Origin of the sequence: Endozoicomonas numazuensis (genome assembly GCF_000722635.1) — a bacterium.
Lineage (GTDB): Bacteria > Pseudomonadota > Gammaproteobacteria > Pseudomonadales > Endozoicomonadaceae > Endozoicomonas_A > Endozoicomonas_A numazuensis.
This window is the reverse complement of the sequence record NZ_JOKH01000001.1, coordinates 51,379-74,938: the sequence shown is the minus strand read 5'-3', so window position 1 is coordinate 74,938 and position 23,560 is coordinate 51,379. Positions and strand designations below refer to the sequence as shown.

Below are 23,560 nucleotides of genomic sequence, written 5' to 3'. Positions count from 1 at the left end.
ATGGGAGCGGAACCTTCTACAGTCAGGGGCTGGTCACCAGTGGCCATTCTTAGCCGGGAGGACATATCCCTGGGTTCCATGACCGGGGTTTCGGTATCGCTGACATAGAGGTGGTCAATAGGGGAGGCGGCTGATAATGTTCTGGCCTTGTCGATCCAGCCGCCCACATTCCAGCCTGTACCTGAAACAGAAACCGTGTTGAGTGTTCCGCTGTTGGTAACACTACTAACCACACCGTTTTGCCCCAGTGCCAGCTCTTTCACTGTGGCTTGCTCATTAATAACAACGGTTTTCAGCGGTTCGCCACTGGCAGTGACCAGAGTTATTGTGCGAGGCGATTTTGCTTCCAGTGTTGGAGAAGGGGTGTCTGTGACCGTCAGCCTGTCCACCTGGCTGCCCGCTGCTGCGCTAAAATCCTCTGTTCCTTTTAATACACTACCCAGGTTCCACCCTTCTGAGCCATGGGCTGAAACTTTCTTGATCGCGCCATACCGATTGTTAGTGTGCAAAGTCACTTTGGCGCCTGAATGTAATTCAAGTTCCTGCAATGTTGCGCTACTTTTCACCTCCAGCTTGATACTATTGACCGGCGTCTGATAGGTGAGGGGGGCTTTGTTATCAGGATCTTTTTTTAAAGTATCATCGCCGATACGGACTATTTGGTTTTGCACATAGCTGAATGAACTGGATTGTGTTTTGTTAATAACACCGTCAAAGGTCAGTTTATCAGTCGCAACGCTAACATGATCAATATCTGTGATATCACCTGTGATGAAGGTCGGTTGATTAGGGTTTAGCAAAAGGAACTCAGTTTCGTTTTTAGTGCCTGTAATACCACCGGTATAAATACCACCAGTCAGGTTTACTTGGGCTGCAGCAGGATCACTCCCGCTGACTCTAATAGCGGGTGAACCTGTAATGACCGAGTCTTTCTCAAAATTTGCAGTATTACCCTTGTCGTTCGCTGTAAATTTAACCGCAGCATCTTTGTCGCTGGTGATAGAGCCAGAATTGGTGAGTGTTCCGCCGGTTAAATCAATGCCTTTGGAGCCTGTACCTTGTGTTGCAATGGTACCGCTATTGTTGATGGTGACCTTTCCATCAAAGCCCCAGTTAGAGGCCTCGATACCTGCTGATTGATCGCCCGTTGTTTCCAGAGAGCCAGAGTTGGTGATGGTGACATTTCTTTCCCCTGAAATTTCAGGACGAATGCTATCTGCCTCTTCTTTTTCAACGCTGATGGCATGGGAGCTATATCCTGCAGTTTTTACGCTGCCAGCGTTAGCGACTGTTGAGCCTTCTGTGGCGTAAATGCCGTGATGATTGGGCGAGAGGAGGGAGCCTTCTTGCTGAACATCAATAGAGCCGTCCTTAGTATTGGTGAAGGTCGATTTGCCTCTGGCGGCTGCTCCGTAGGCGTAGACTCCTGTGGTGGTGACTTGACCACTGTTTTCTCCAGTGCCACCGCCATAAAGGTGAAAGGCGTAAGCGCTTTTGCCGGTGGTTGTGATTGTTCCAGTATTAGTAACTTCGCCACCCTCCTTACTGGTAACAAATACATGGCCTCTTTCGCCGTGGGTGTTAATGGTGCCCTCATTAGTTGCCTTACCATTGTCTTTTAGAGTGATGCCATGGGTTTCAGGTGTGCCTTTTCCAGTATAAGGACTCTCTACACAGATGTTGCCTTGGTTTCTTGCAACACCTTGCCCTGTAATATCAATGGCTGTTCCGGGTGTTTCATTGGATTCGGCATCGGGTATGGCAGCAAATGCACCTTCTTCTGCAAGGGTGAACTGACCTGAACCATTGACGGTGATTTTTTCAGAAGAGGTAGTCGCTTTTAGTTTTTGATTATTCGATGTGTCTTGACCAGTTTCTACCGTAATTCCAGTGCTGTCGGTGTAACCTACTGTATCACATGGATTCGTAGACCCTTCCCCGCTGGCCCACCCAGCCAGCACCGAAGCAATAGCAAAGGCAAGTACACTTTTTGAATAGGTAAACGCCGTTGTTCTCTGACTCATTTGGTACACCTGTATAAGTCATTATCTAGGCACTGAGCCTATGGAAAGAAAAAAACGCGGCAGATAAAGACTAGAGGTTGGAGGTTTTCTGTCGCGGAAAAACGATTGATTCTGATGTTTCAGGTAGGTGAGTGAAAACTGTGGGGCATCGTATGGAATAACGATGTGAATTTGAAATAATCTCTTTCTCTAATGATTGGGTTTAATAGAAGCAGGCAATGTTAAAAATAGTGTAATCCCCGAAAAACGACACAATCATCGTTTCCCGGGAGGAAGGGGATTATTAGATCTGCGGCAGGGAGGTATCGGTCTGAGAGAGTGGGTTAGAGGTGTATCCTTCGCAGGTCAGAGGGGCCTGATTTTTCTCTGTCAGAAGGGAGATAAAATATTCAGGGTAGCGAATGTCGTCTATAGCCCCGCCTGAATGAGAGGCGTCCTCAAATAATGGCTTGCTGCTGAATCCTGGGTTATACATGATCGTCTTCCTTTACGATGCCGTTTTATTAAGGCTTTAAAACTGTGAAGATTTAAAGCGGTAAAGTGATTAATAAGTTATGGATGAATGAAGTATTTCTTTTTTCTCCGATCTAAAATTATTACTGTTGAGCCTTACAGCCTTACAGCCTTACAGCCTTACAGCCTTACAGCCTTACAGCCTTACAGCCTTACAGCCTTACAACTACTCCTTATGCTCCCACGATAGAGGGGTACCTGCCGGAATATCGGTGGCTGCCCGGGAACCCATAAACTCTTCCAGATGGCGAGGGTGTAGCCCATGGCCAGGTCGAACAGAGCGCAGGTTCTGATGGTTAAACACTTCTCCGGCAGATATATCTGTGGCGACATATAAAGAGCGACGATATTGCCGGTTGGCAGCCTCACTGTCTTTTAATGTGTAACCGGCTTGTCCAATGGCTTGCCAGGCTTGCCGACATTCGTTCACTAACGATGAAAATGAATCTGGCTCCAGTGAAAACTCGGCATCTATGCTTCCAGTCGTGCGATCCAGTACGAAGTGCTTTTCAATCATTTGAGCACCCAGTGCCACAGCCGTAACGGCCGCTGTTGATGCCAGGGTATGGTCACTCAGGCCCAGCGGAAAAGGGTATCGGGATCGCAGGTCTGGCAGGGTGGCGAGGTTGCAGTCTTCTATGGGAGTGGGGTATCCACTGATGCAGTGCAATAAACAGAGCTGTGTTCCTCCTGCCTCGGCTATTGTCGCTACCGCTTCTTCAATTTCTTCCAGAGTCGCCATGCCGGTTGACATGATGATCGGTTTTCCGGTTTCAGTGACTTTGCGAATTAAAGGAATGTCGGTGATTTCAAAAGAAGCAATCTTGTAGGCAGGACAATCAAGGTGTTCGAGAAACTCTACGGCTGAGGTATCAAAGGGAGAAGAAAAGAGTGTGATGCCCCGCTTGCGGGCTCTTTTAAACAGAGCGTCATGCCATTCCCAGGGCGTCTGGGCTTCGTCGTACAGGTCATAAAGACTTCTGTTATTCCAGAGGCCCTGTGACACCATGAAATCAGGCGTATTGATATTGAGGGTAATCGTATCAGGTTTGAATGTCTGGATTTTTACAGCGTGAGCGCCAGAATCTGCGGCAGCATCAATCAGAGCAAGGGCTGTTTCCAGCTTTCCTCCATGATTACCAGAGAGTTCTGCAACCATATAGGGGGGGTGTGCAGCTCCTATCCTGTACCCATTTATTTCAATACTGCTTTGAAACCCTGTAAGGGTAGGGGTCACAGTTGCTGTCATGCTGTTTTCTTCGCTTTGGGCACTTGATAACAATGGTCTTCTCCATTGTTTCAGCAGGTAACAGTTAACGTATCGGATTTTTTTCAGACTGTCACTCTTTTGACGCTTAATCGTTTTTTTGACGGTGCAAACTGAATAGGTATTTGAGCGGTTCAGGAAGAATCAACGTGTATTAATTTGCCACTTTGTTTTGGAGAGGGCTGAATGGCAGCAGTCCATTTTATTGAGGTAAGAGCATTTCGGGTAAGCACGACAATGAGGTATTTTACAGCACAAAGGGAGGATTAATTGGGAGGATTAATTATTTCTGTTGTTCAAGAAATGTATGAAGGCGTTCCGCTTTTTTCCAGTCCGATTCAGTATCAATATCCTGAGCTTGTTCTTCAGGTAATACAATGGAGTAGGTATTGGAGCCAAAGAACTGTTTGTTTTCTTTAAAGGCTCGGGCTTTTCCCCAGTAAAACTGCCCGGCATCATGATAGCTGGGCTCAAGATCCTGAGTCCGGGTGTCAGCATGTTCGGGGTGTAGCATGGATACACTGCCGTCTGCCTCACGTTTCAAGGCTCGTTGAATGGGAGACTGGAATCTTACGACAGGGAAGGCGTAGTCATAGCGGGTCTTGCAGATGGCTTGAAACCCTTCTTCCAGTGAAGCCTGCTGAATAAAGGGGGCTGTGGCATAGATACAGCAGATATTGGTGAGTTCACTACCCTCCTTTTTATACCACTCAAGTGAATGGTTGATAACGTCCCAGGTTGTGGCGTGATCATGACTGTATTCTTCGGGTCGAATAAAAGGGACTTCGGCTCCCTGACTTTTGGCAATATCAGCGGCCTTCTGGTCATTGGTAGAGACAATTACTTTATCAATAAAGGGGCAGTTCAATGCAGCTTCAATGGAGTAAGCAATGATGGGTCTGCCTTTGAAAAGACGGATGTTTTTCTCAGGTATACGCTTTGACCCCTGACGAGCAGGAATAATCGCCAGATTCATGGTTTTTTTACCGGCCTGAATACTCTCAAAGAGCGTATGGTCTTTTGTCTTGTGTTCATGAGGTTTGAGGATAGATTCACCGTTAAACTCCTTTTAAGCGAGTGGCGCTGCATTTTGTCAGCCTTCTGATTCTATCGACCTATAAAAATAATGTAACACCATCGTTTTTTGTTGAGCAACTGCTGTCAGCCGGCTTCTTTTGTTACAACCGGGCTGTGCTGGCATAGTAGAGACACTGGAATCCTTTCATACTCGAAGCCACTCGGAGGAAGCCAGGTTATTAATTGGTACCTGCCAGAAACCGCAAAGAAAAGCAGAATAGCCAATCAATGGCTGCTCATAGATTAGTCCTTAGGTGAGTGGGTGAAATCACGGTTAGCGAAACAGATGTTACTGATTTACAGTCTTGCCATTGAATTTTTATCGGGCCTGTTGCAAAACGCTGACATTACTGTGGCGTTCATTGTTTAAGGTTCAGGCTTAAAGTTTTGTATTTCTCTGGAAGGGATTGTTTATGACCATCTTTCGGTTGGTAAACCCTGTGCAGCATTATGACTGGGGCAGTCAAAAGGCGATGAGTGAGCTCTTTGGTATCGCTAATGAATCCGGTCAGCCTATGGCTGAACTCTGGATGGGCGCTCATCCCAAGGCACCTTCTATGATTATGACTGATGATCAGGTTGCATTGAATGCGCTGGTGGATGGTCAGGAAGAGCACCTGGGCAAAGGTTCTCTGGAAAAGTTTGGTCAGACTTTACCTTTTCTCTTTAAAGTTCTGGCTGCGGCAAAGCCTCTTTCTATTCAGTCTCACCCCAACAAACAACAGGCTTTGGATGGTTTCGCCCATGAAAACCAACTGGGTGTAGCGTTGGATGCCTTTAATCGTAACTACCGGGATGATAATCACAAGCCTGAGCTGGTCTATGCATTAACCCCTTTCAGGGCTATGAATGGCTTCCGACCGCTGGATGAAATGTGGCCATTGTTTGAAATGGCAGGGTTGCGACCATTGGAAGAAGCCTTAAGCTGGCTGAAAAAAGGTGATATTAAGGCTTTTTATGAGCACCTGATGAGTCTTGAAGGTGAAGAAAAAGATCAGTTGGTGACGGCAGCTCTCAAATTTGCAGAAGCTTCGGATCATCCCGCCTGGCAGGAAGTGAATCGCCTGAATCAATTCTATCCCGGTGATATCGGTGTTTTGAGTCCGTTATTGTTGAATGTCATTGAGCTTATACCCGGTGAAGCCATGTTTCTTAAAGCGGGAACATTGCATGCTTATCTGGAGGGAACGGCACTTGAAATTATGGCGTGTTCCGACAATGTGCTCAGAGGTGGATTGACCAGCAAGCATGTGGATGTCCCTGAGCTGCTCAAAACCATTGAGTTCGATACGATTGCGCTGTCTGATTTGTGCCTTAAGCCGGAAGCGGAAGAAAATGGAGAAACCCGGTTTGTTTCTCCGGTTGATGATTTTCTGTTCAGTGTGATTGCGGCAGAGAACGTATCTGGGGCGTTAAAGGTTAATGCGGCTGAAATACTGTTTTGCGTTGAAGGTCAACAAGTCATCAAAGCGGGAGAAAAGTCTGTTGAACTGACCCCCGGTAGTGCTTGTTTCATCAGTGCAGCGACAGGATCTTATCAGGTTGTTGGAAAAGGTCGTTTGGCCAGAGCTACTGCTATTCTCTGACTGTTAAAATCTCCGTTTCAACAGGGTCATTATCAAGCAGTGCTTCATAAGGTGTTCCCGGTGCTGGACAGTCAGGAAGAACCATAAATCAATCCGGTCATGGCATGGAAGCCGATAGAATATTCTCCACAATTCGTGTGGCTTGCTGTTTTGCCATGGATCGGTCTTCGGCTTCTGCCACCATTAATGCCGCCTGTGCCAATGCGCCTATCAACATACGCCCCAACATTTGTTGTTGGAACTTTTCTTCCTGGCTCTCTGCAGGCAGGGAGCCAAAAAGGTTATGAGCTTTTTGAGTGACCAGGCTGTTAATCCAGGCTTCATGACCCAGAATATTAGGTCCATCAATTAAAACTATCTGCCTGAATCCAGGGTCGTCACTCATGTCCAGAAATGTTTTCCAGTGTTGACTCAGCCTTTCTAAAGGGGTTGCTCCCTCCAGGGTCTCAAGCTGGTTGAGAATGTGAATCATCATCTGTTCATAGGCAGCCTGAAACAGTTTCAGTTTGTTGCCAAAGTAGTGGTAGACAGGCCGCGTCGTCAGTCCACAATTGCTGGCGATGTCTTCCAGAGAGGTATTGGCAAATCCCTTCTCCGCAAACAGTTGGCAGGCACTGTCCAGTACCTGCTGGTGAGTTTCGGCACGTCTTTGGGCCTGGGTACGACGAGTTTGATTCATGATCTGATCTTATCTCTTTGATTTATGCAATCATATTGCATAAGATATGTAACGTCATTGCATAAAACAATAATAAACGGCTGTGTGCTTATTTTTAGTCGCAGCATGATGGGAGCAGAAGCTTAATCGCTCTGAGACAGTGAATGAGTCAATATCTGGATCGTGCATTCAGTCCTGCCAGACTGGGGTCTCTGCAACTCCGTAACCGGATTATCAAGGCCGCTACTTTCGAGGGCAGAACGCCAGGAGGGATTCCCGGTGACAATCTTTATGATTTTCACCGGCAGTTTTGTGAAGGTGGTGTAGCTATGACCACACTGGCGTACTGCGCAACAGAAGCTGATGGTCGTGTATCCCATGACATGATGTACATGGGGGATCATATCCGACCTGAGCTGAGCCGAATGATCAATGACCTTCATAAGACCGGTGCAAAAGTTTCAGGTCAGATGGCTCATTGTGGCTATTTTTCAAAGAATCAGCAGCTGCAAAGGGGGCACTATCCGAAAGGGCCTTCCATGCAATTCAACTCGCTGGGTTTGACGGTCGGTCGACCCCTTTCAAAAGCCATGACAGAGAATGATATTGATCACATGGTTCAAACCTATCGTGATGCAGCGCTCTTTATGAAAGAGGTCGGGTTTGATGCTATAGAGATTCATTTTGGTCATGGCTATGGGCTGAGCCAGTTCATCAGTCCTAAAACCAATCGTCGAACCGACCAGTACGGTGGCAGCCTGAGCAACAGAATGAGGTTGCCTCTGAGATGTCTGGACGCTGTGAAAAGTGCGGTTGGGGATGACTTGGCGGTTATTGGCAAAATGGGGCTCACCGATGCTGTCAAAGGCGGACTGCAGCTGGAAGAAGCAGTAGACGTTGCAGGTATGCTGGACCAGGCAGGAATAGATGGTTTGATTACCAGTGGTGGAACCAGCAGTTACAACGTAATGCACATGTTTCGGGGAACTTCGATTGCTGGAGGTATGGCTGAAATGCAGTCGAGCCGGATGATGAAAACCTTGTTCAAAATCGCCGGGCCGAAGATGTTTCGCGAGTATCCCTATCAAGAACTCTATTTTCTGGAAGGGTGCAAGCGCGTTAGAGATCGGGTTCGCAATGCTCAGATGATCTACATCGGTGGTTGCCATACGATGGAAAGTCTGGAAACCGTCATGCGTGAAGGCATTGATTTTGTTCAGCTGGGCAGGGCTCTGATCAAAGATCCTGCCTATGTTAACCATGCCGTCGCCTCTGGAAAACAATACGTCAATGGTTGTACTCATTGTAACCGCTGCGTCACCATGATTGAGGCTCCGGGTGGCCCTCGCTGTCCTCTGAACAGTGATTCAGTGGCAGAGGAGGTAACGCTATGAAAATCTCGAGACATCAGGTGGCTGTCATAACCGGAGCAGGAGGGGGGCTGGGCAGAAGTCTGGCCATTCAGCTGGCTGAAAAAGGGTGTCACCTGGCGCTCGTTGATATCGATCCGGCAGCTCTGGAAGTGACCAGAAACTATTGTCGGTTTGACGATATTAACGTCAGTCTTCATCAGGTTGATGTTGGCAACCTTGATGCCATGAATCATTTATATTCACAAGTTATGGCCACCCATGGAAAAGTGAACCTGCTAATCAATAATGCCGGCATTACCTTGCAGAAGTCTTTTTCCAGCCACTCTTTGGATGACTGGCGCCGGGTGATGAGTATCAATCTTTGGGGGCCTCTTTACGGTTGTAAACTTTTTCTGGAAGCACTGAAAAAAGAGCCTCAGGCTCACATTGTGAATCTTTCCAGTATGGCTGCGTTTATCGGGCTCCCTTCACAAAGCTCTTATTGTGTGACCAAGTCGGGTGTACAGGCCTTGAGTGAATGCTTATACGCTGAATTGAAAAGCGAAGGCGTTGGCGTCACTTCGGTTCACCCCGGTGCCATCAAAACAGACATGATTCAGGCTACTCTGGCGGATTCAGATGATCAGCAGAAGGCTCAGAAAAACTATGAGCTGGCCCAGAAAATCGGGCTGACGGCAGATAAAGCGGCACAGCTTATTCTTCTGGCTGTAGAAAAAAACAAGGCGCGGGTGCGGGTCGGCAAAGACTCTGTGATTTTGGATCTTCTTCGTCGGTTGATGCCAGTCATCCTGCAAAAAGGCATGGCACGAGTCGCCCGTACGGTGTGAGTTGTAATAGAGAAATAAAATAATGAAAAAACTACTCTCGGCCTCAATAGGTCTGTTAGCCAGCTGCAGTGTTTCAGCACAGTCAGAAGCTCCCAATATTGTTATTTTTGTGGCGGATGATATTGGCTTCGCAGACCCGGGATTCAGAGGCTCTGGTATTGAAACACCTTCAATAGACAGTCTGGCAAAAGAAGGGATTACCCTGAATCGTTTTTATACGACACCTATTTGTTCTCCTACCCGGGCAGCTTTAATGACTGGGCGTGATCCTATGCGTTTAGGCGTGGCTTATAGTGTTTTGTTACCTTGGGACAGTGGTGGTGTACATACAGATGAACACTTTATGCCAGAAAGTTTTAAGTCGGCGGGCTATCAAACTGCGATTGTTGGCAAGTGGCATCTTGGGCATTCTCAGCAGCAGTTTCACCCTAATGCCAGGGGGTTTGATCACTTTTATGGTCATCTCCATACGGAAGTAGGCTATTACCCACCGTTCAGTGTTTTGGGGGGGCGTGATTTTCAGGTGAATGGAAAAAGTCTGCCGGATGTTCCAGAAGGGGTTGAACGGTACGAAACGTTCCTTCTGGCCGATCATTCATCTCAGTGGATCAAGCAAAGAGATAAAGACAAACCTTTCTTCCTTTACCTGCCTTTTCTTGCCCCGCATGAGCCTCTGGAAGCTCCGGATGAACTGGTTGAAAAATACAAAGGTCTAAAAGACGAGCGTGGTCTGGCAAGAAGTCCCTCGGACAAGATTTCAAAACTGGCCCGATTATCGGGCGCTGAAAGTCGAAGACCCCTTTATGCCGCTGTGGTTGATGCTATGGATCAGGCTATGGGAAGGGTGTTGCATACTTTGGAAGAGGAAGGCATAGCAGATAACACCATCGTGATGTTTTTCTCTGATAACGGAGCTACCCGGGTGTATGGCAGAGGAGGTGGCGATAACAGTCCTTATCGTGGTGGCAAAGGCGAGGTTTATGAAGGGGGGATCAGGGTGGCATCAGTGATGCGCTGGCCTGAAAGAATCAAACCGGGCACTCAGATGGATGAAACCATGACGGTGATCGATGTTTTCCCGACACTCGCTGCTGCTGCCAATATCAAGCCAGGCAATGAGTTGCCATTGGATGGCGTGAATGTACTTCCGGCGTTGACAGAAGGTAAAAAAGTCAGCCGTGAACGAAACCTGTTCTTTGCTTCTGAAATTCCGCTGTACAACTCTTTTGGATTTACCCTCATAGAAGATGACTGGAAACTGATTCAGTGGCTGAAAATAGATCCTTTGGCAATGACCATTACTCAGGAGTTGTATAACCTTGCTGAAGATCCTGGTGAATACAATAACCTGGCTACCCAATATCCCGGGCGAGTGGATCGAATGGCAAAGGAAATTCTGGAACGGCGGGCTCTCTATCCAGTGAATGGTACCCGTGCAAGAATTGCATCGCCTCCTGGTTGGCACCCTCCTCTGGATTGGGCTGATTATCCAAGGCCGGTACAGGCACTTCAGGATAAACCCGCCACCAGTATGGCACCGGACAAACGGTCTGAAATGTTATTGGATTATATGCATGGCGATACTGGGCGGCTGATTTACAACTGTGAACCGACCAGAATTCCTTTGGTGGGTGGAGTTTGCCTCTAGGAGCCTGACCGAGAATAGCGTCCGAGCATAAAATTCAGTAGAACGAGGCCATTTTTTCTGGAATTTAGGCCGACCTGCCTATTCTCGGTCAGGCTCCTGGTACATCCAGGGCTTGTCGAAGGGGAGCGTTATGGGTGTCCCCCGGAGCGGAGGACAGTATATGTTAGCGATCTGGGAGTAGCAGACAACAGCAGGGTCAATTACTTACCCTGCTGTTGTTATTCCCCGATCAAGAATGAGTGACCCTTACTGCCGAACAGGGTTTTCTGGTATATCATTAGCCGTTCCTTGATTTTGAAAACAAATGTGCCAGTGACTCAGCCCAAACCTCTAGATCGTAAGTTTTCCGTTGCCCCCATGATGGACTGGACGGACAGGCATTGCCGTTATTTTCATCGTTTGCTGTCAGAGCACGCCTTGCTCTATACCGAAATGGTGACGACCGGGGCTTTGGTATTTGGCGATAAAGACCGCTTTCTCAAACATAATCCTGAAGAATATCCTTTGGCTCTACAGGTGGGTGGCCATGATCCTCAGCATTTGGCTCAGTCCGCTCAATACGCTGAACAGTTTGGCTATCAGGAAATCAACCTTAACGTGGGTTGTCCCAGTGACCGGGTTCAGAATGGCCGTATCGGCGCTTGCCTGATGGCTGAGCCTGCAACGGTGGCTGATGGTGTCAAAGCGATGAAAGAGGTGGTGGACATTCCGGTTACGGTAAAGCACCGGATTGGCATTAACGGTCGTGACTCCTATGAAGAGCTGGTAGATTTTGTCGGAAAGGTGGCCGAAGCCGGTTGCGAAACTTTTATTGTCCATGCACGTATCGCCATTTTAGAAGGGCTTTCTCCCAAGGAAAACCGCGATGTTCCTCCTCTAAAACCTGAGGTGGTCTATCAGCTGAAAAAAGATTTCCCGGATCTGGAAATTACCATTAATGGCGGTATTGCGACCTTTGCTGAGATTGATCGGCATCTGGAGCATGTAGACGGTGTCATGCTTGGAAGAGAGGCTTACCACAACCCTTATCTGATGGTTGAGGTGGATAATCGTCTTTATGGCGCTCAACAGCCTTTGATTGAGCGTCGACAGGTGATTGAAACAATGTTGCCTTATATTGAGTCAGAGCTCACAAAAGGGACTTATCTAAGCCATATAACCCGACATATGCTAGGCCTTTACCAGGGCGAGCCGGGAGCTCGGAAGTTCCGTCGTTATATCAGTGAAAATGCCCATAAGAAAGGGGCTGGGCTGGAAGTGCTGTTGGAAGCCGTCCGGCAGGTTGAAAGTCTAAGAGAGCAGGCTCAGAATGCAGCCTGAATAACCATGAGCATTTGATACTCTGTTCCAGAGGGACGATATGCTGAAGATTCTTGGAATTGATCACGTTGTGTTAAGGACGGATCGTTTGGAAGCCATGTTGGACTTCTACTGCAATCTTCTGGGTTGCACCTTGGAAAGAAAAACATCGGAAGAAACAGGTCTGTATCAATTGAGAGCCGGGAATGCCCTGATTGATCTGGTTACCGTCGGTGGTGCTATTGGACGATCAGGAGGCGCCGCACCCGGTGCTTCCGGCAGGAATATGGATCACTTCTGTTTGCTGATTGAGAAAGTCTCTGAGCAGGATTTAGTCGATTATCTGATAGCCAGAGGCGTAGAAGCGGGCGAAATGAAGAAGCGTTATGGTTCTCAGGGGCAAGGCCTTTCGTTATACATCAATGACCCTGATGGGAATATGGTAGAGCTTAAGCCCTCCTTAAAGTAACCGGGCTTCTGCTTTACACTTCGTCTTGAGTGTTTGTCTGAATCTGTTCCAGTTGTTTAACCAGTTCGCTGAAGGCTTCCCGGTTTTCTTCATTCAGGCTCATGAGCACTTTGTGAGCATCCAGTACTTTGCGAGCCTGGGTAGACTGTTCCATATTTCCGTCACAAGTGATGTCGTGCATGTTCAGGTTCAGGTTTTCATACCCTTCCAGCTCCCTGACAATAATAAACACTCTGTCAAAGCCCATGCTCAACAGAATTCTTGTGACATCATCTTGGGTTGAAATAATAACAGGAACCAGTCCCAGGTTTTTTTTGGCTTGAATAGACAGCTTGGCCAGCAAGCCCAGCGAGGTACTGTCGATGGAGTCAGTATCGGTCAGGTCAATGATCACTGAGCTGAAATCAGGTTCATTGAACATCTTTTCCAGAAAGGCTTCCAGTGAGGAACACAGTGTTAACCGTACCTCACCTACTAGCTTCAGGACATAGGTGCCATCGTTTTCTGCGAACAGTATTTTTCCAGGAATCATTCAGTTTCGAGCCAGGATCAGCATGGCCACATCGTCCGGAGCGGCTTTGATGGTGTTAAGCCCCAGCTTATCTGTCAACGCTGATACGGTGACGGCTCCCTCTTTAATAACAGACAACAAATAGTCTTCCTTCTCCTGAAGTGTCTGCTGTGGCAGTACCTCCAGAATACCGTCGGACAGGATAGTCAAGGTAAATTGCTCGGGCAAGTCAATTGTTACATCTTCAAACGTGGCATCTTCAAAAAGGCCTACGGGCAGACCCCGGCCTTCAATGCAAAGAGTTTCTTCCGGCGTTGAAAGGATAGGCAGAGGGTAATGGCCACCAAAGGCATACGTGAGCTTTTGATCCCGGGTATCGACAACACCGCCAAAGACCGCAACATGCTTACCCAAGCCCGTTTCAAGAAGACTTCGATTGAGAAAGTTCAGGACATGGGAAGGCTTGACTCTGACCCGGCCGCCATGGGACTGATATTCCCTCAGCAGGTTTATGGACATGTGCTTCAGTAATACAGTGACAAAGGCTGAAGACGCACCATGACCTGAAACATCTGCTAAGTAAAAGGCAAAGCTGTGTTCATTCAAGGCAAAGTAGTCAACAAAATCGCCACTGAGATAGAGGGAAGGGATGATCTGGTGGTCGACCTTGAAGTTTTGAAACGTCAGTGGCTCCTGAGGGAGCATTTTCATTTGCACCTGACGACCGGCCTTCTGGTCTTCCTGTAGCAGGTGCAGGTTATTCTCCAGAGAGTGGATCGCTTCTTCAAGGCTCTCACGGTAACGGCGGTTTTCAAGTATCAGCTGGGCGTTTTCAAGAGCCCGGTTTATGGCGTATTCCAGGACTTCCAGATCAACAATGGGTTTGATGATGTAGTCACTGGCTCCAAGACGTAATGCCTCTACTACATCAGCCATGACACCGGCTCCGGAAACCACAATAAAAGGCGTGTCAGGGGACAACTCCCGAACACTTCGGAGCACTGTCAGGCCATCCATTTTTGGCATTCGAAGATCACAGAGAATCAGGTCGGGAGGCGTTTCTTTATAAACTGCCAGTCCTTTCTCTCCATTTTCTGCCTGAAGGATATTGAACCCGCTGTCTTCGAGATAGGCTACGATGCTTTCTCTGACTATTGTGTCATCATCAATGACCAGAAGGGTACTACTGGCCATATTTAGAGCCCTGCCCGCTGGAAAGGTAAATCCAGACATGAGTCAGGAAAAGATACGTCAAGGAAAACAGAGTGCATCTGACGTTGAACCATTATTGCTTAGTGGTCTGTTGAAACATACTCTCAACCCGGTCGTGCTGCAAGCCAGAGAAGAAAAAGCACAGAAATCTATCCTGTGCTGAGGTTCCATTTGCTCTGGTCTGAGCCGTTTGCTTAAATCTGGGACAAGTTTGCAAGGTGTTAGCAAATCAGTGTTTATTACTCTGATTAACCCCCTGCATAAAGATAGCGATGAAATCAGAAGTCGTCTTCTGGCAGCTGACCCGTTATCAGATATTCCCGACGTTGAAGGTAAGCATCCCGAATGAAGGAATAGCGATCACCTGCAATCAGGTCTTCAGAGCTGAGAAGCGATGAGCGGGTGTTGATGATGTCGACCCCTCTGGCTGTCCATTGATCACGTTCAGGCTGGATCTCTCCCTGAAGGTTCATCATGGAGTCTGGTAGTGTTCCGATGCCAGATCGCAAGGTTCTGGATCCGAGCAGCGGCAGCACAACATAAGGTCCGGACGGGGTGCCCCAGTGGGCGAGCGTCAGGCCAAAGTCTTCATACTTCTGCTCTATTCCCAGAGGCGTCGCGACATCGACCATCCCCAGCATACCCAGTGTTGAGTTAATACCAAACCGACCTACGGAAGCCAACGCTTCAGTACTTTTAAACTGTAACAGTGCGTTGGCAGCATTACGGAGCTCACCGAGGTTGGAGAAAAAGTTGCTAACCAGCTGCTGGATTGGTTTGGGGGTGACCGTGTTATAGCCTTTCGCCACTGGCTTCAAAGCGTATGTGTCCAGCGTGTCATTGAAAGAAAAGACCGCTCGATTTGCTTTCTCCCAAGGATCATCGTAGGTAACGACAGAAGCCCCGGCACTGGAAACAAATCCGGCGAGCAGTAGGGCGGGAATAATTTTAACCATATTTTTTAGGGCAATTATCGGGTTTGCAGCCAGTGAGCGCGTCACGTTCCTGTCCTCGCTTTCCTTGTTTATTGAAACTAGCTCAATTCATTGTGTGTAGAATGATAGTTTGAATTATTTCGTTGCTGAGTGAAATATGTATAAGGGGGTTGATTTTATACTGAATCGAAGAACATAAATTTGTAAAGGGTCATTCACTCAACTTGCTTACCTGCCGAAGCCAATAAGCCTGCCTTTATTATATACCTGAATCCGTGACTTCATCAGCAATAAAAAAGCCTTAAAGCCATCCACCGAAAGGGGTGTAGGCTAAAATACGACCTACTCGTTTTTTCACTGAATAGGTGAATTTTTGTGGAACTCCATTTTGAGCAGTCTGATACGGAATTCTATACACCATTTGCTGGCCTTGCCTTTATTGGTCACGCCCTCAATAAAAAAACATCCCTCAAAAAATCACTCCGTAAGATTAAGAAGCGACATGGAATCGCCAATATTGATTTAGTGCGTGCTTATGTTGGCTTGCTGGCCCTCGGCAAAAATGACTTTGACGCCATTGACACCCTTCGCCATGACGATTGGTTCCAGCAATGCATGGGAATAAAACAGATGCCATCTGCCAGTCGATTGCGCCAGCGCTTTAATGAAGATGCTACCCAGCTTATTCCGCTGATTGAGGAAAGTCTTGCTGAGTTGCTTATAGAACTTGATGCTCCGCTTACACCACTTCCAAAAGAACTTGATCGCCAACAGCATATACCATTAGATATGGATGTCACGCCTCAAGACAATAGCAACTCCAAGAAAGAAGGAGTGAGTTGGACATATAAACACTTTTTCGGCTACTCCCCCATTATGGCTTACCTTGGGCAAGAAGGCTGGTGCATGGGGTGTGAGTTGCGACCAGGTTCGCAACACTCGCAAAATGATTTCATCCCATTCCTGGGTGCCGTTTTACAGAGAGTACGTCGTATAACGCAACAGCCGATATTGCTTCGGCTCGATAGTGCTCACGATGCTGAAGATACCCGCATGGCCGTTGCTCAACATGCTAACGTTGACCACATAATTAAATTGAATCCTCGCCAACAGTACACCTCCAAGGCCTGGCTACCTAAGTTTGAAGCAGCGAAGGTAGAGTGGCATGAGCTACGAGCAGGTAAGCACTATGCGACTTTGACTATTAACCATGAAGCTCACTATGGTCATCAGCGACTGATTATCAAAATGGTCAGACGAACGTCAGATGCCGTTGGTCAGATGTTTCTAACTCCAGACTACGAGCTGGAAGGTTGGTGGACAACATTGAATGAAGAAGAATACAGCGATAACGACGTTATTCTGCTGTATGAGAATCACGCCACCAGTGAGCAATTTCACAGTGAATTAAAAACCGATATGGATCTGGAAAGGCTTCCTTCTGGAAAGTTCGATACTAATGATTTAGTAATGTGTCTGGGCGCATTAACTTATAATATGCTGCGTTACATGGGGCAATCTTGTTTGCTGGGGCCGCAGTCACCTGTTCGTCATCAGGCAGCAAGGAGAAGAATAAAAACCGTCATGCAGGAGTTGATTTATCAGGCTGCCCGCTTTTTGGAGGCAGGCCGTCGCAAAATACTACGATTTGGCCGATATAGCCCGGCACTCCAAGTGTTTATGGGGCTTTATCCAGAAAAAATGCTTTGTTAGCCATCAATATTATTCTGTCTTTCTGAAATGAATGCCAGGTCTTGGTAGGTGATGCATCGCCTGAATTTCAAAATAATGACAAAAACAGCTGGGTTCTTTGCTGGATTGTTCTGTTATTTCCTGATCAAAGTAGTAATAAAGTGATTTGCGGTAAGGTTGGAGCTTAAATTACACGATTTTCTCGAGATTAATTAAGAACTCACTGATTCAGGTATATAGTGTCCGGTTCAGGACAAAAACGCATTACGCCTGTTCAGGAGTATAAATTTGGACAACCTGGCTATTTTCCTCGTGTTCATCTCATCTTTCATGCATGCGGGCTGGAACTGTTTAGGGAAAAAAGTGAGGCCCTCTGGAGCCAGCTTTACCCTCTCTGCAATATTGGGCATGCTGGCTTTTGTGCCTCTGCTACTTTTTTATATCGACTGGTTGAGCGAAATTTCTCAGGAAATTTGGCTTTTGGTGTTATTGAGCGGCTTTTTTCAGGCTGTTTATTTTCTTGGGCTGGGTCAGTCTTATCGTTTTGGGGATATGTCATTGATGTATCCGGTCTCCAGAGCCTTGCCTGTTCTTCTGGTGCCACCTGTCATCGCATTGTTGGGCTGGGGGACAGAACTTTCTACAATGAAGTGGCTGGCATTCTGCTTGATTGTGTCGGGTTGTATCATTTTGCCACTCTGGCACTGGAGTGATTTCAGGTGGTCTCATTACCTCAACCCTGCGTCAGCTTTTGCCATGATAGCGGCACTGGGCATTACGGGGTATTCCGTCGTCGACAGCCATACTCTGATGCTCATGAGAGCGTTATGGCCCGTTGAAGGAGTGGCCTTCAAGAGTGCTCTTCTTTATCTGGTTCTGCAGGCAGTGGCTACCTGTCTATGGTTAATGCTCTTTTCAATGCCTTTTCGAAGGCAGCGCAGGGAAATTGCCCGATTGTTCGAAGATCATCGAGGGGCTCTTTTTTTCACAGGAGTGGCGATGTTTGCCACCTACTCCATAGTACTGGCGGCCATGGCTTTTTCAGATAATGTCAGTCTTATAGTGGCTTTGCGACAGATCAGTATTCCGGTGGGGGTGTTGATGGGGGTGTTTTTACTCGGTGAGAGAGCTTCGTCACAAAAATGGTGCGGGGTTGGATTTATTGTCACCGGCTTGATTCTGGTAAGTCTCTGACGATGCATAAGTTAATGGATCTGGCATGAAACCTGAATGGTAAAAAGCCAGAGTTTGGCTCTGGAACCTGCAAAGGTCTTGTGAGAATATCAGGTGCTTAGCGATCAGGAGGAATCATGGACGATAGCCGAAAGAACGAAACCGAGTCTCGCAGCAGTATACCCAACCGTCATACTGAGGCTCGATTACTGGCTCTTAGAAAAGCTTACCTGGCGGGCGAGCTGAAAGTAGACAGTGCCAGAGTGGCAGACAAACTGCTCACTTTCGAGAGTACACTTGAAAATCATCTGAAAGATAAAAACAGCTGATTGATTTCACCGATAGGGGCTTATCACCTGTCATTGCGCAGAACGACTTTATTTCTTGGAAAAATCACATCGATTCGTTAGAATACAAAGCAAGCCAGCCGGAAAGATAAGCCCGCTGGCTTTTCTATGCTCCCTTGGCACAGCTGGATAGCGCGGCCCCCTCCTAAGGGGCAGGTCGGAGGTTCGAATCCTCCAGGGAGCGCCAATAAAATCAAAGAGTTACAGAGATGTAGCTCTTTTTTTATGTCTGAATTTTGCGAAATGAGAATAAAAATGAGAATAAAACAATTGTTTAAAAAATGACCGTCGCTCATTTTCTGGTGCTGCTTCCCTTTACCTTGGGGGCTTTTCTGATATAGATTTTTTTACCCTTCAGCGTCTTGTGTCCTGAATATTGTTCTTCATGATCTGATACGCCTTTCGCTTTCAAATCATGAAAGGTGAACCGCTCTTCTGACGTTAATTTACCGCTTTCAACCAGCCTGCGCATCGTGTCTTTAAATCGGGAAGATATTTTTTCTTCGGTGAGTCTTGAACCGTCTTTATCTGGAAATAAGTAAGGGCTATTGGTGGCAGGGTTTAGTTTTTGAGCCATCTCTACAGCGCATCTTAGTCGCCGGTTCCAGAAGGTTACTTCTAAGCCCTTTTGAGTTTGTTTTTCGGGATTTTTTGCCATTGGAGGGAGCTGTCACGAATGAGGGAGTCAGGTGTCATGGTTTGGGTCAATAAGTGTGTTAGAGGATCAACTCGCCTGAGTTTCGCTTAATGGGTGGTATGTACCTGAAACTAGCATGCTTATGCTGTAACAGTCTCGATACTATTTAGATACTGTCGTGTGATAAGATCCTGCGAATTTTTAATTTCTCGTTTTTACTTCCACGCTCTCCCTGTCCCGGTATTGATTACCAGCGCTGTAGTATGGGTAACTCATAGAAGGTTTTTAATGGAATCCATTGGATATTTTGTAACTGCTGTTTTTGTATTTTTCATCGTAGCTATTGCTATCCGTTCTTTTCAATGGAAAAAGAAAGGTCAATATCCGCAGTTTGTTGAATATGCCCCAACATTACTAACGACTATAGGTATCTTTGGTACTTTCTTGGGCATAGTACTGGGTCTGTTGGCGTTTGATCAGAATAATATTGAAACCAGTATTGCACCGCTTCTGGGCGGGTTGAAAACTGCTTTTATAACCAGCTTGGCAGGTATGTTGAGTTCGCTGGTATTGAAGGTTCTGTACACTACTATGTTTAAGGATTCTCATGACAGCATGGACTCTGTCAGTGATGCCTCTCCCGAAGCAATTCTAAGAACTATGCAGGCACAGCTTTCTGCAACTGAAAGCTTGAAATCAACTTTGGTGGGTGAGCAAGAATCAACTCTTTTGAGCCAAATTAAAATCATGCGTGGTGTTTTGCAGTCACAGCTGAATGCGACCGAGAATCTGAAAGAGTCATTGGTAGGGAATGAAGAAACTACGCTGTTTGGTCAGTTAAAGATTTTTCGAGGCGATATCAATGATCAGATGAAGATGTCTCGCAATTTGACCACTGAATTGTTTGATGCGCAGCAGGCACAATTTTCAGCATTTACAGAAAAACTCTGGCTGAAGCTACAGGACTTTGTGGACACTATGTCCAAGTCGGCTACAGAGCAGGTTATTGAAGCCCTGAAGCAAGTCATTCAGGACTTTAACAACAACCTGACTGAACAGTTTGGTGAAAACTTTAAGCACTTAAATGAGGCTGTCCACAAACTGGTGGAATGGCAGGAAAGTTATAAGTTGCAACTGGAGCAGATGAACCAGCAATACGAACAGGGTGTTCAGGCTATTACAGCGACTGAGTCATCGGTTGCTCATATCAGCGAAAAGACTCAGCTTATTCCGCAGACTATGCATGATCTGCATAGTGTGATGACCGTTAACCAGCAACAGCTGTCAGAGTTGGAGAGTCATCTAGAAGCGTTTAAAGAGATGCGTGATAGGGCGGTTGAGGCCGTGCCTGAAATTCGCAGGCAGGTAGAAGAGACTGTGACGGATATTTCTGCAGCGGTCAGTACGGCTAATCAACACTACAGCGAGCTGCTGGTTGAGTCTGACCGCTATATCCAGAACCATGTTCAGACATCTGAAGAACTGCTGAATAAGTTTGCGACAGAAACAGAGAAAGGTATAGATGCCGTCGGCTCTCGTTTGATAGAGGGGTCGAAAGCTATAGGTGAGAGTTTGGATACTGCGTCGACAGACTTTACCGAAAGCGTGGTTCGTACTAATGAAAACTTGCTGGGCAGTATTCAGGGGCATATGGAAAGCTCTGAAACACTGATGAGCAAGGTGGTGACAGAGACCGAGAAAGGTATTGATCAAGCGGGTACACGTTTAGTAGAAAGTTCAGTCGCTATTGGCCAGAGCATAGATACCGCCGCTACTGAATTTACCAACAATACAGCCCGTACTAATGAAAGCTTGCAAACCAGCTCTGACTATTTGCAAACACAAACGGAGATCATCAAGCAGCATTTGGCGGATACGGTAAGCGACCTGAATAATACGCTCCGGGATATGATCGAAAAACTGGTAAATGATGCCCAGAGCATGAATAAGACCATGCATGATGCCAATCAGAACCTGGTGGCTGATACCAGTCAGGTGAGAGATAGCTTTGTGAAAGCTACTGAGCAGCTTCAGAAGCAGTTGGCTGATGTAGTGGAAGATGCGGCCATGCAACAGGTAAATCAGGCTCGAAGAACCTTTGAAGCGATGGAAGAGCAAGTTCGCCAGCAGGTCGGCTTGACGGGTGAGGCGGTAGACAGCCAGCTGAAACTGATTGATCAGTCCATGCAGCAGGAAGTCACTCGAGTCATGACAGAAATGGGGCAGGCGCTGGCGCAGGTAACTGGAAAGTTCACTAATGATTACATCAAGCTGACTCAAGCTATGGATAAAATTGTCAGACAGCAGGCTGCATGATGGAACAGATTTTTGGAAAACGCAGGGAGCCTGTTGAAAGTGGTGAGCACTGGTTAACTATCTCTGATCTGATGGCTGGTTTGATGATGGTTTTTCTGTTTATAGCGATTGTTTTTATGCTGGATACTCAGAAAGAGAACGAGAAAATAAAAAATGTCGCTGTCGCCTATCAGGAAAATCAGGTGGCCATTTATGATGCCTTGATGATGGAGTTTGAAGGTGATCTTGATAAGTGGGGGGCAGAAATTGACAGAGAGACGCTATCATTCAATTTCAAATCACCAGAAGTGCTGTTTGATGTTGGTAAGATCAGTCTGAAACCCGGTTTCCAAAACATATTGGATGACTTCTTTCCCCGCTATCTATCCGTGCTGAAACCCTTCAGGGACTCATTGGATGAAGTCAGAATAGAAGGGCACACCAGCAGTGACTGGAATGCAAACAGCTCAGAGAAAGAGGCCTATTTTAAAAATATGTCGTTGTCTCAGGGGCGCACGAGAGCTGTATTGTATTATCTCTACGGTGTCATCCCTTCTGAAACTGACTGGATTAAAAAGAATATTGCGGCAGTTGGCTTCTCTTCCTCCCGCTTGGTTCTCAATGAAAAGGGCCAGGAAGATGCCCATCGTTCAAGACGAGTCTCATTCAGGGCTATCACCAATGCGGATATCCAGATAAAGCGTATTCTGGAGGCTGAGTCTTGAAACTGAAGATTGATTTTAGTGCGTTGCACCGGGCAGTGGCTCCGCTCAAACATACGGTGGCTGAATTCGAGATAATTAGTCAATCCGATGAGCTGGTTTCAGTAGCTTCTGAGCTGCTTCAGGGGTTGGTGCTTGGACAAGATATTCAGCTAGAAGAGATTGATGGCTCTCAGGGCATACTGAACTATAACGGGCATCAGGTGATGCTCTATATCACCGATCAGGGGGATGATGTTGAAGCAGTTCTTCAGGATGGTAAACAGGGGCGCAGGATACATATTGCTGAATGTTCAACATTAGAGTTGATGAGAAATGCAGGGCGGTTTGGTCGCTATGGAGTCATCAGTAGAATGGATGGTATGTTTCCTGTTTCGGGTATAAATCCTGATAATGGTAAAGAAGTGCATGGTGAGTCCGATTTAGGTGTCTGTAAAAATTGTCTGAAAGTATTGAACTATAAGTCGTATGAGGATTTACCCAAGGCTGCGAAAAGTGAGATTTTTATCAATTTTGAGTATGAGAGCTTCTTTGAAACCTATAGCTCCTATTTCAAGAGCTTGCCGGCAACCAGCAAAAAACAATTAGGGGCTGTAGACTACACGGCTGATTGGACATCAATCTCCACAAAATTTCGGCAAAACCTGAATTATTGTTGTGAGCACTGTGGCGTTGATATGAGCCAATATAAACATCTCATGCATGTCCACCATATCAATGGTATTAAAAATGACAACAGCTTGGAGAATTTGCGAGGACTTTGTGCTGATTGTCATAAGAAACAGCCCCATCATGGTCATTTGCATGTGAGCCGGGAAAATATACTTCTTATCAACAACCTTAGACGTGAGCAGAAGAAATTTGATGCTTTCGATTATGACAAGCTAGATCAATATGCTGATACGGCGTTAGGAGGTTTGATCAGTAAGTGTCGAAAATTTAGGTTACCCACGGCTGACCTTGGGGTAATGGTTCAGAGTGGAAGCAGTGTTGTTTCTATTGACCTTGCCTGGCCGAGGTCTAAGGTGGCAGTTTTGATTGACTCTGCCGAGCAGGCTTTACTTGAGTCGGCAGGCTGGACTGTTTTTTCTGTGGGTTCCTCGATGAAACATTTTGAACAGTTTCAGAAAGGGGTTCGATAAAATATCAGGCACCCATTCAGTGATGAATTGGATGTACTGGAAATAAATGAAACGATCTAATACATCAGGATACTGGCAAAGCCTAGAATGTATAGATTTGGCAGATTCACATGAAATTTTGTGAGACTAGCTGGGACTGAAATCCTGCTATTC

The 23,560-nt window shown here is 46.7% G+C and carries 22 protein-coding genes and 1 tRNA gene; 14 read left to right on the top strand and 9 right to left on the bottom strand.

The window, feature by feature from the left end:
• The 4 genes from GZ78_RS29235 to pseF form a co-directional block, all read right to left on the bottom strand.
• Positions 1-2,024, bottom strand: a 2,024-nt coding sequence (locus GZ78_RS29235; protein ID WP_034831843.1) for a hypothetical protein, incomplete at its 3' end; no start/stop codon positions are given.
• 283 nt (positions 2,025-2,307) lie between these two features.
• Positions 2,308-2,499 carry a hypothetical protein gene (locus GZ78_RS00345; RefSeq protein ID WP_034831841.1) on the bottom strand — a complete coding sequence of 64 codons (192 nt, stop codon included), beginning with the start codon at positions 2,497-2,499 and terminating at the stop codon, positions 2,308-2,310.
• 204 nt (positions 2,500-2,703) lie between these two features.
• Positions 2,704-3,786 (bottom strand): pseudaminic acid synthase, encoded by a 1,083-nt coding sequence (gene pseI, locus GZ78_RS00340; protein WP_051785676.1) that lies wholly within the window; start codon positions 3,784-3,786, stop codon positions 2,704-2,706.
• Between the two features lie 301 nt (positions 3,787-4,087).
• A complete protein-coding gene (pseF, locus tag GZ78_RS00335; RefSeq protein WP_034831840.1) occupies positions 4,088-4,780 on the bottom strand; it encodes a pseudaminic acid cytidylyltransferase in 693 nt (230 codons plus the stop codon).
• A 514-nt stretch (positions 4,781-5,294) separates the two neighbouring features.
• On the opposite strand from pseF, the gene manA reads away from it, so the two are divergent.
• A complete protein-coding gene (gene manA / locus GZ78_RS00330; protein ID WP_051785675.1) occupies positions 5,295-6,467 on the top strand; it encodes a mannose-6-phosphate isomerase, class I in 1,173 nt (390 codons plus the stop codon).
• Between the two features lie 97 nt (positions 6,468-6,564).
• On the opposite strand, the gene GZ78_RS00325 is transcribed toward manA, so the two are convergent.
• A complete protein-coding gene (locus GZ78_RS00325; RefSeq protein ID WP_034831838.1) occupies positions 6,565-7,146 on the bottom strand; it encodes a TetR/AcrR family transcriptional regulator in 582 nt (193 codons plus the stop codon).
• A 143-nt stretch (positions 7,147-7,289) separates the two neighbouring features.
• On the opposite strand from GZ78_RS00325, the gene GZ78_RS00320 reads away from it, so the two are divergent.
• The 5 genes from GZ78_RS00320 (at position 7,290) to GZ78_RS00300 (ending at position 12,741) form a co-directional block, all read left to right on the top strand.
• Positions 7,290-8,519, top strand: a complete 1,230-nt coding sequence (locus tag GZ78_RS00320) for an NADH:flavin oxidoreductase (RefSeq protein WP_034831837.1) — start codon at positions 7,290-7,292, stop codon at positions 8,517-8,519.
• Positions 8,516-9,325 (top strand): SDR family NAD(P)-dependent oxidoreductase, encoded by an 810-nt coding sequence (locus GZ78_RS00315; protein WP_034831834.1) that lies wholly within the window; start codon positions 8,516-8,518, stop codon positions 9,323-9,325. Before GZ78_RS00320 ends, GZ78_RS00315 begins: the two co-directional genes overlap by 4 nt.
• Before the next feature lie 22 nt (positions 9,326-9,347).
• Positions 9,348-10,973: a sulfatase-like hydrolase/transferase gene (locus tag GZ78_RS00310; protein WP_034831832.1), complete on the top strand. Its 1,626-nt coding sequence runs from the start codon at positions 9,348-9,350 to the stop codon at positions 10,971-10,973.
• 312 nt (positions 10,974-11,285) lie between these two features.
• Positions 11,286-12,293 carry a tRNA dihydrouridine(20/20a) synthase DusA gene (gene dusA, locus GZ78_RS00305; RefSeq protein WP_236631448.1) on the top strand — a complete coding sequence of 336 codons (1,008 nt, stop codon included), beginning with the start codon at positions 11,286-11,288 and terminating at the stop codon, positions 12,291-12,293.
• A 40-nt stretch (positions 12,294-12,333) separates the two neighbouring features.
• Entirely contained in the window at positions 12,334-12,741 is a 408-nt protein-coding gene (locus GZ78_RS00300) for a VOC family protein (protein ID WP_034831831.1), read from the top strand.
• 13 nt (positions 12,742-12,754) lie between these two features.
• Here GZ78_RS00300 and GZ78_RS00295 read toward each other — a convergent pair whose 3' ends face one another.
• The gene (locus GZ78_RS00295) at positions 12,755-13,273 is read right to left on the bottom strand and encodes an STAS domain-containing protein (RefSeq protein ID WP_034831830.1); all 519 of its coding nucleotides are present in this window, start codon (positions 13,271-13,273) and stop codon (positions 12,755-12,757) included.
• Positions 13,274-14,446 carry a response regulator gene (locus tag GZ78_RS00290; protein WP_034831828.1) on the bottom strand — a complete coding sequence of 391 codons (1,173 nt, stop codon included), beginning with the start codon at positions 14,444-14,446 and terminating at the stop codon, positions 13,274-13,276.
• 37 nt (positions 14,447-14,483) lie between these two features.
• Here GZ78_RS00290 and GZ78_RS29230 point away from each other — a divergent pair, with 37 nt between their 5' ends.
• A complete protein-coding gene (locus GZ78_RS29230; protein WP_161787269.1) occupies positions 14,484-14,627 on the top strand; it encodes a hypothetical protein in 144 nt (47 codons plus the stop codon).
• Positions 14,628-14,742: 115 nt separating this feature from the next.
• On the opposite strand, the gene GZ78_RS00285 is transcribed toward GZ78_RS29230, so the two are convergent.
• Positions 14,743-15,465, bottom strand: coding sequence for an MlaA family lipoprotein (locus GZ78_RS00285; protein ID WP_152558462.1), 723 nt, complete (start codon positions 15,463-15,465; stop codon positions 14,743-14,745).
• 309 nt (positions 15,466-15,774) lie between these two features.
• Here GZ78_RS00285 and GZ78_RS00280 point away from each other — a divergent pair, with 309 nt between their 5' ends.
• The 4 genes from GZ78_RS00280 to GZ78_RS00265 all read left to right on the top strand — a co-directional run bounded on the left by GZ78_RS00280 (position 15,775) and on the right by GZ78_RS00265 (position 18,798).
• The gene (locus tag GZ78_RS00280) at positions 15,775-17,112 is read left to right on the top strand and encodes an IS1380 family transposase (protein WP_034831824.1); all 1,338 of its coding nucleotides are present in this window, start codon (positions 15,775-15,777) and stop codon (positions 17,110-17,112) included.
• A 267-nt stretch (positions 17,113-17,379) separates the two neighbouring features.
• Positions 17,380-18,285: an EamA family transporter gene (locus GZ78_RS00275; RefSeq protein WP_034831821.1), complete on the top strand. Its 906-nt coding sequence runs from the start codon at positions 17,380-17,382 to the stop codon at positions 18,283-18,285.
• A 116-nt stretch (positions 18,286-18,401) separates the two neighbouring features.
• Positions 18,402-18,593: a flagellar biosynthesis anti-sigma factor FlgM gene (locus GZ78_RS00270; protein WP_034831819.1), complete on the top strand. Its 192-nt coding sequence runs from the start codon at positions 18,402-18,404 to the stop codon at positions 18,591-18,593.
• A gap of 128 nt (positions 18,594-18,721) precedes the next feature.
• Positions 18,722-18,798, top strand: a tRNA-Arg gene (locus GZ78_RS00265).
• 105 nt (positions 18,799-18,903) lie between these two features.
• Here GZ78_RS00265 and GZ78_RS29900 read toward each other — a convergent pair.
• Positions 18,904-19,269, bottom strand: a complete 366-nt coding sequence (locus GZ78_RS29900) for a site-specific integrase (protein ID WP_236631447.1) — start codon at positions 19,267-19,269, stop codon at positions 18,904-18,906.
• Positions 19,270-19,536: 267 nt separating this feature from the next.
• On the opposite strand from GZ78_RS29900, the gene GZ78_RS00255 reads away from it, so the two are divergent.
• The 3 genes from GZ78_RS00255 to GZ78_RS00245 are packed head-to-tail and all read left to right on the top strand — an operon-like array spanning position 19,537 to position 23,407.
• Positions 19,537-21,564, top strand: coding sequence for a MotA/TolQ/ExbB proton channel family protein (locus GZ78_RS00255; protein ID WP_034831815.1), 2,028 nt, complete (start codon positions 19,537-19,539; stop codon positions 21,562-21,564).
• A complete protein-coding gene (locus GZ78_RS00250; RefSeq protein ID WP_236631446.1) occupies positions 21,561-22,268 on the top strand; it encodes an OmpA family protein in 708 nt (235 codons plus the stop codon). Before GZ78_RS00255 ends, GZ78_RS00250 begins: the two co-directional genes overlap by 4 nt.
• A complete protein-coding gene (locus tag GZ78_RS00245; protein ID WP_034831813.1) occupies positions 22,265-23,407 on the top strand; it encodes an HNH endonuclease in 1,143 nt (380 codons plus the stop codon). Before GZ78_RS00250 ends, GZ78_RS00245 begins: the two co-directional genes overlap by 4 nt.
• Positions 23,408-23,560 lie beyond the last annotated feature (153 nt).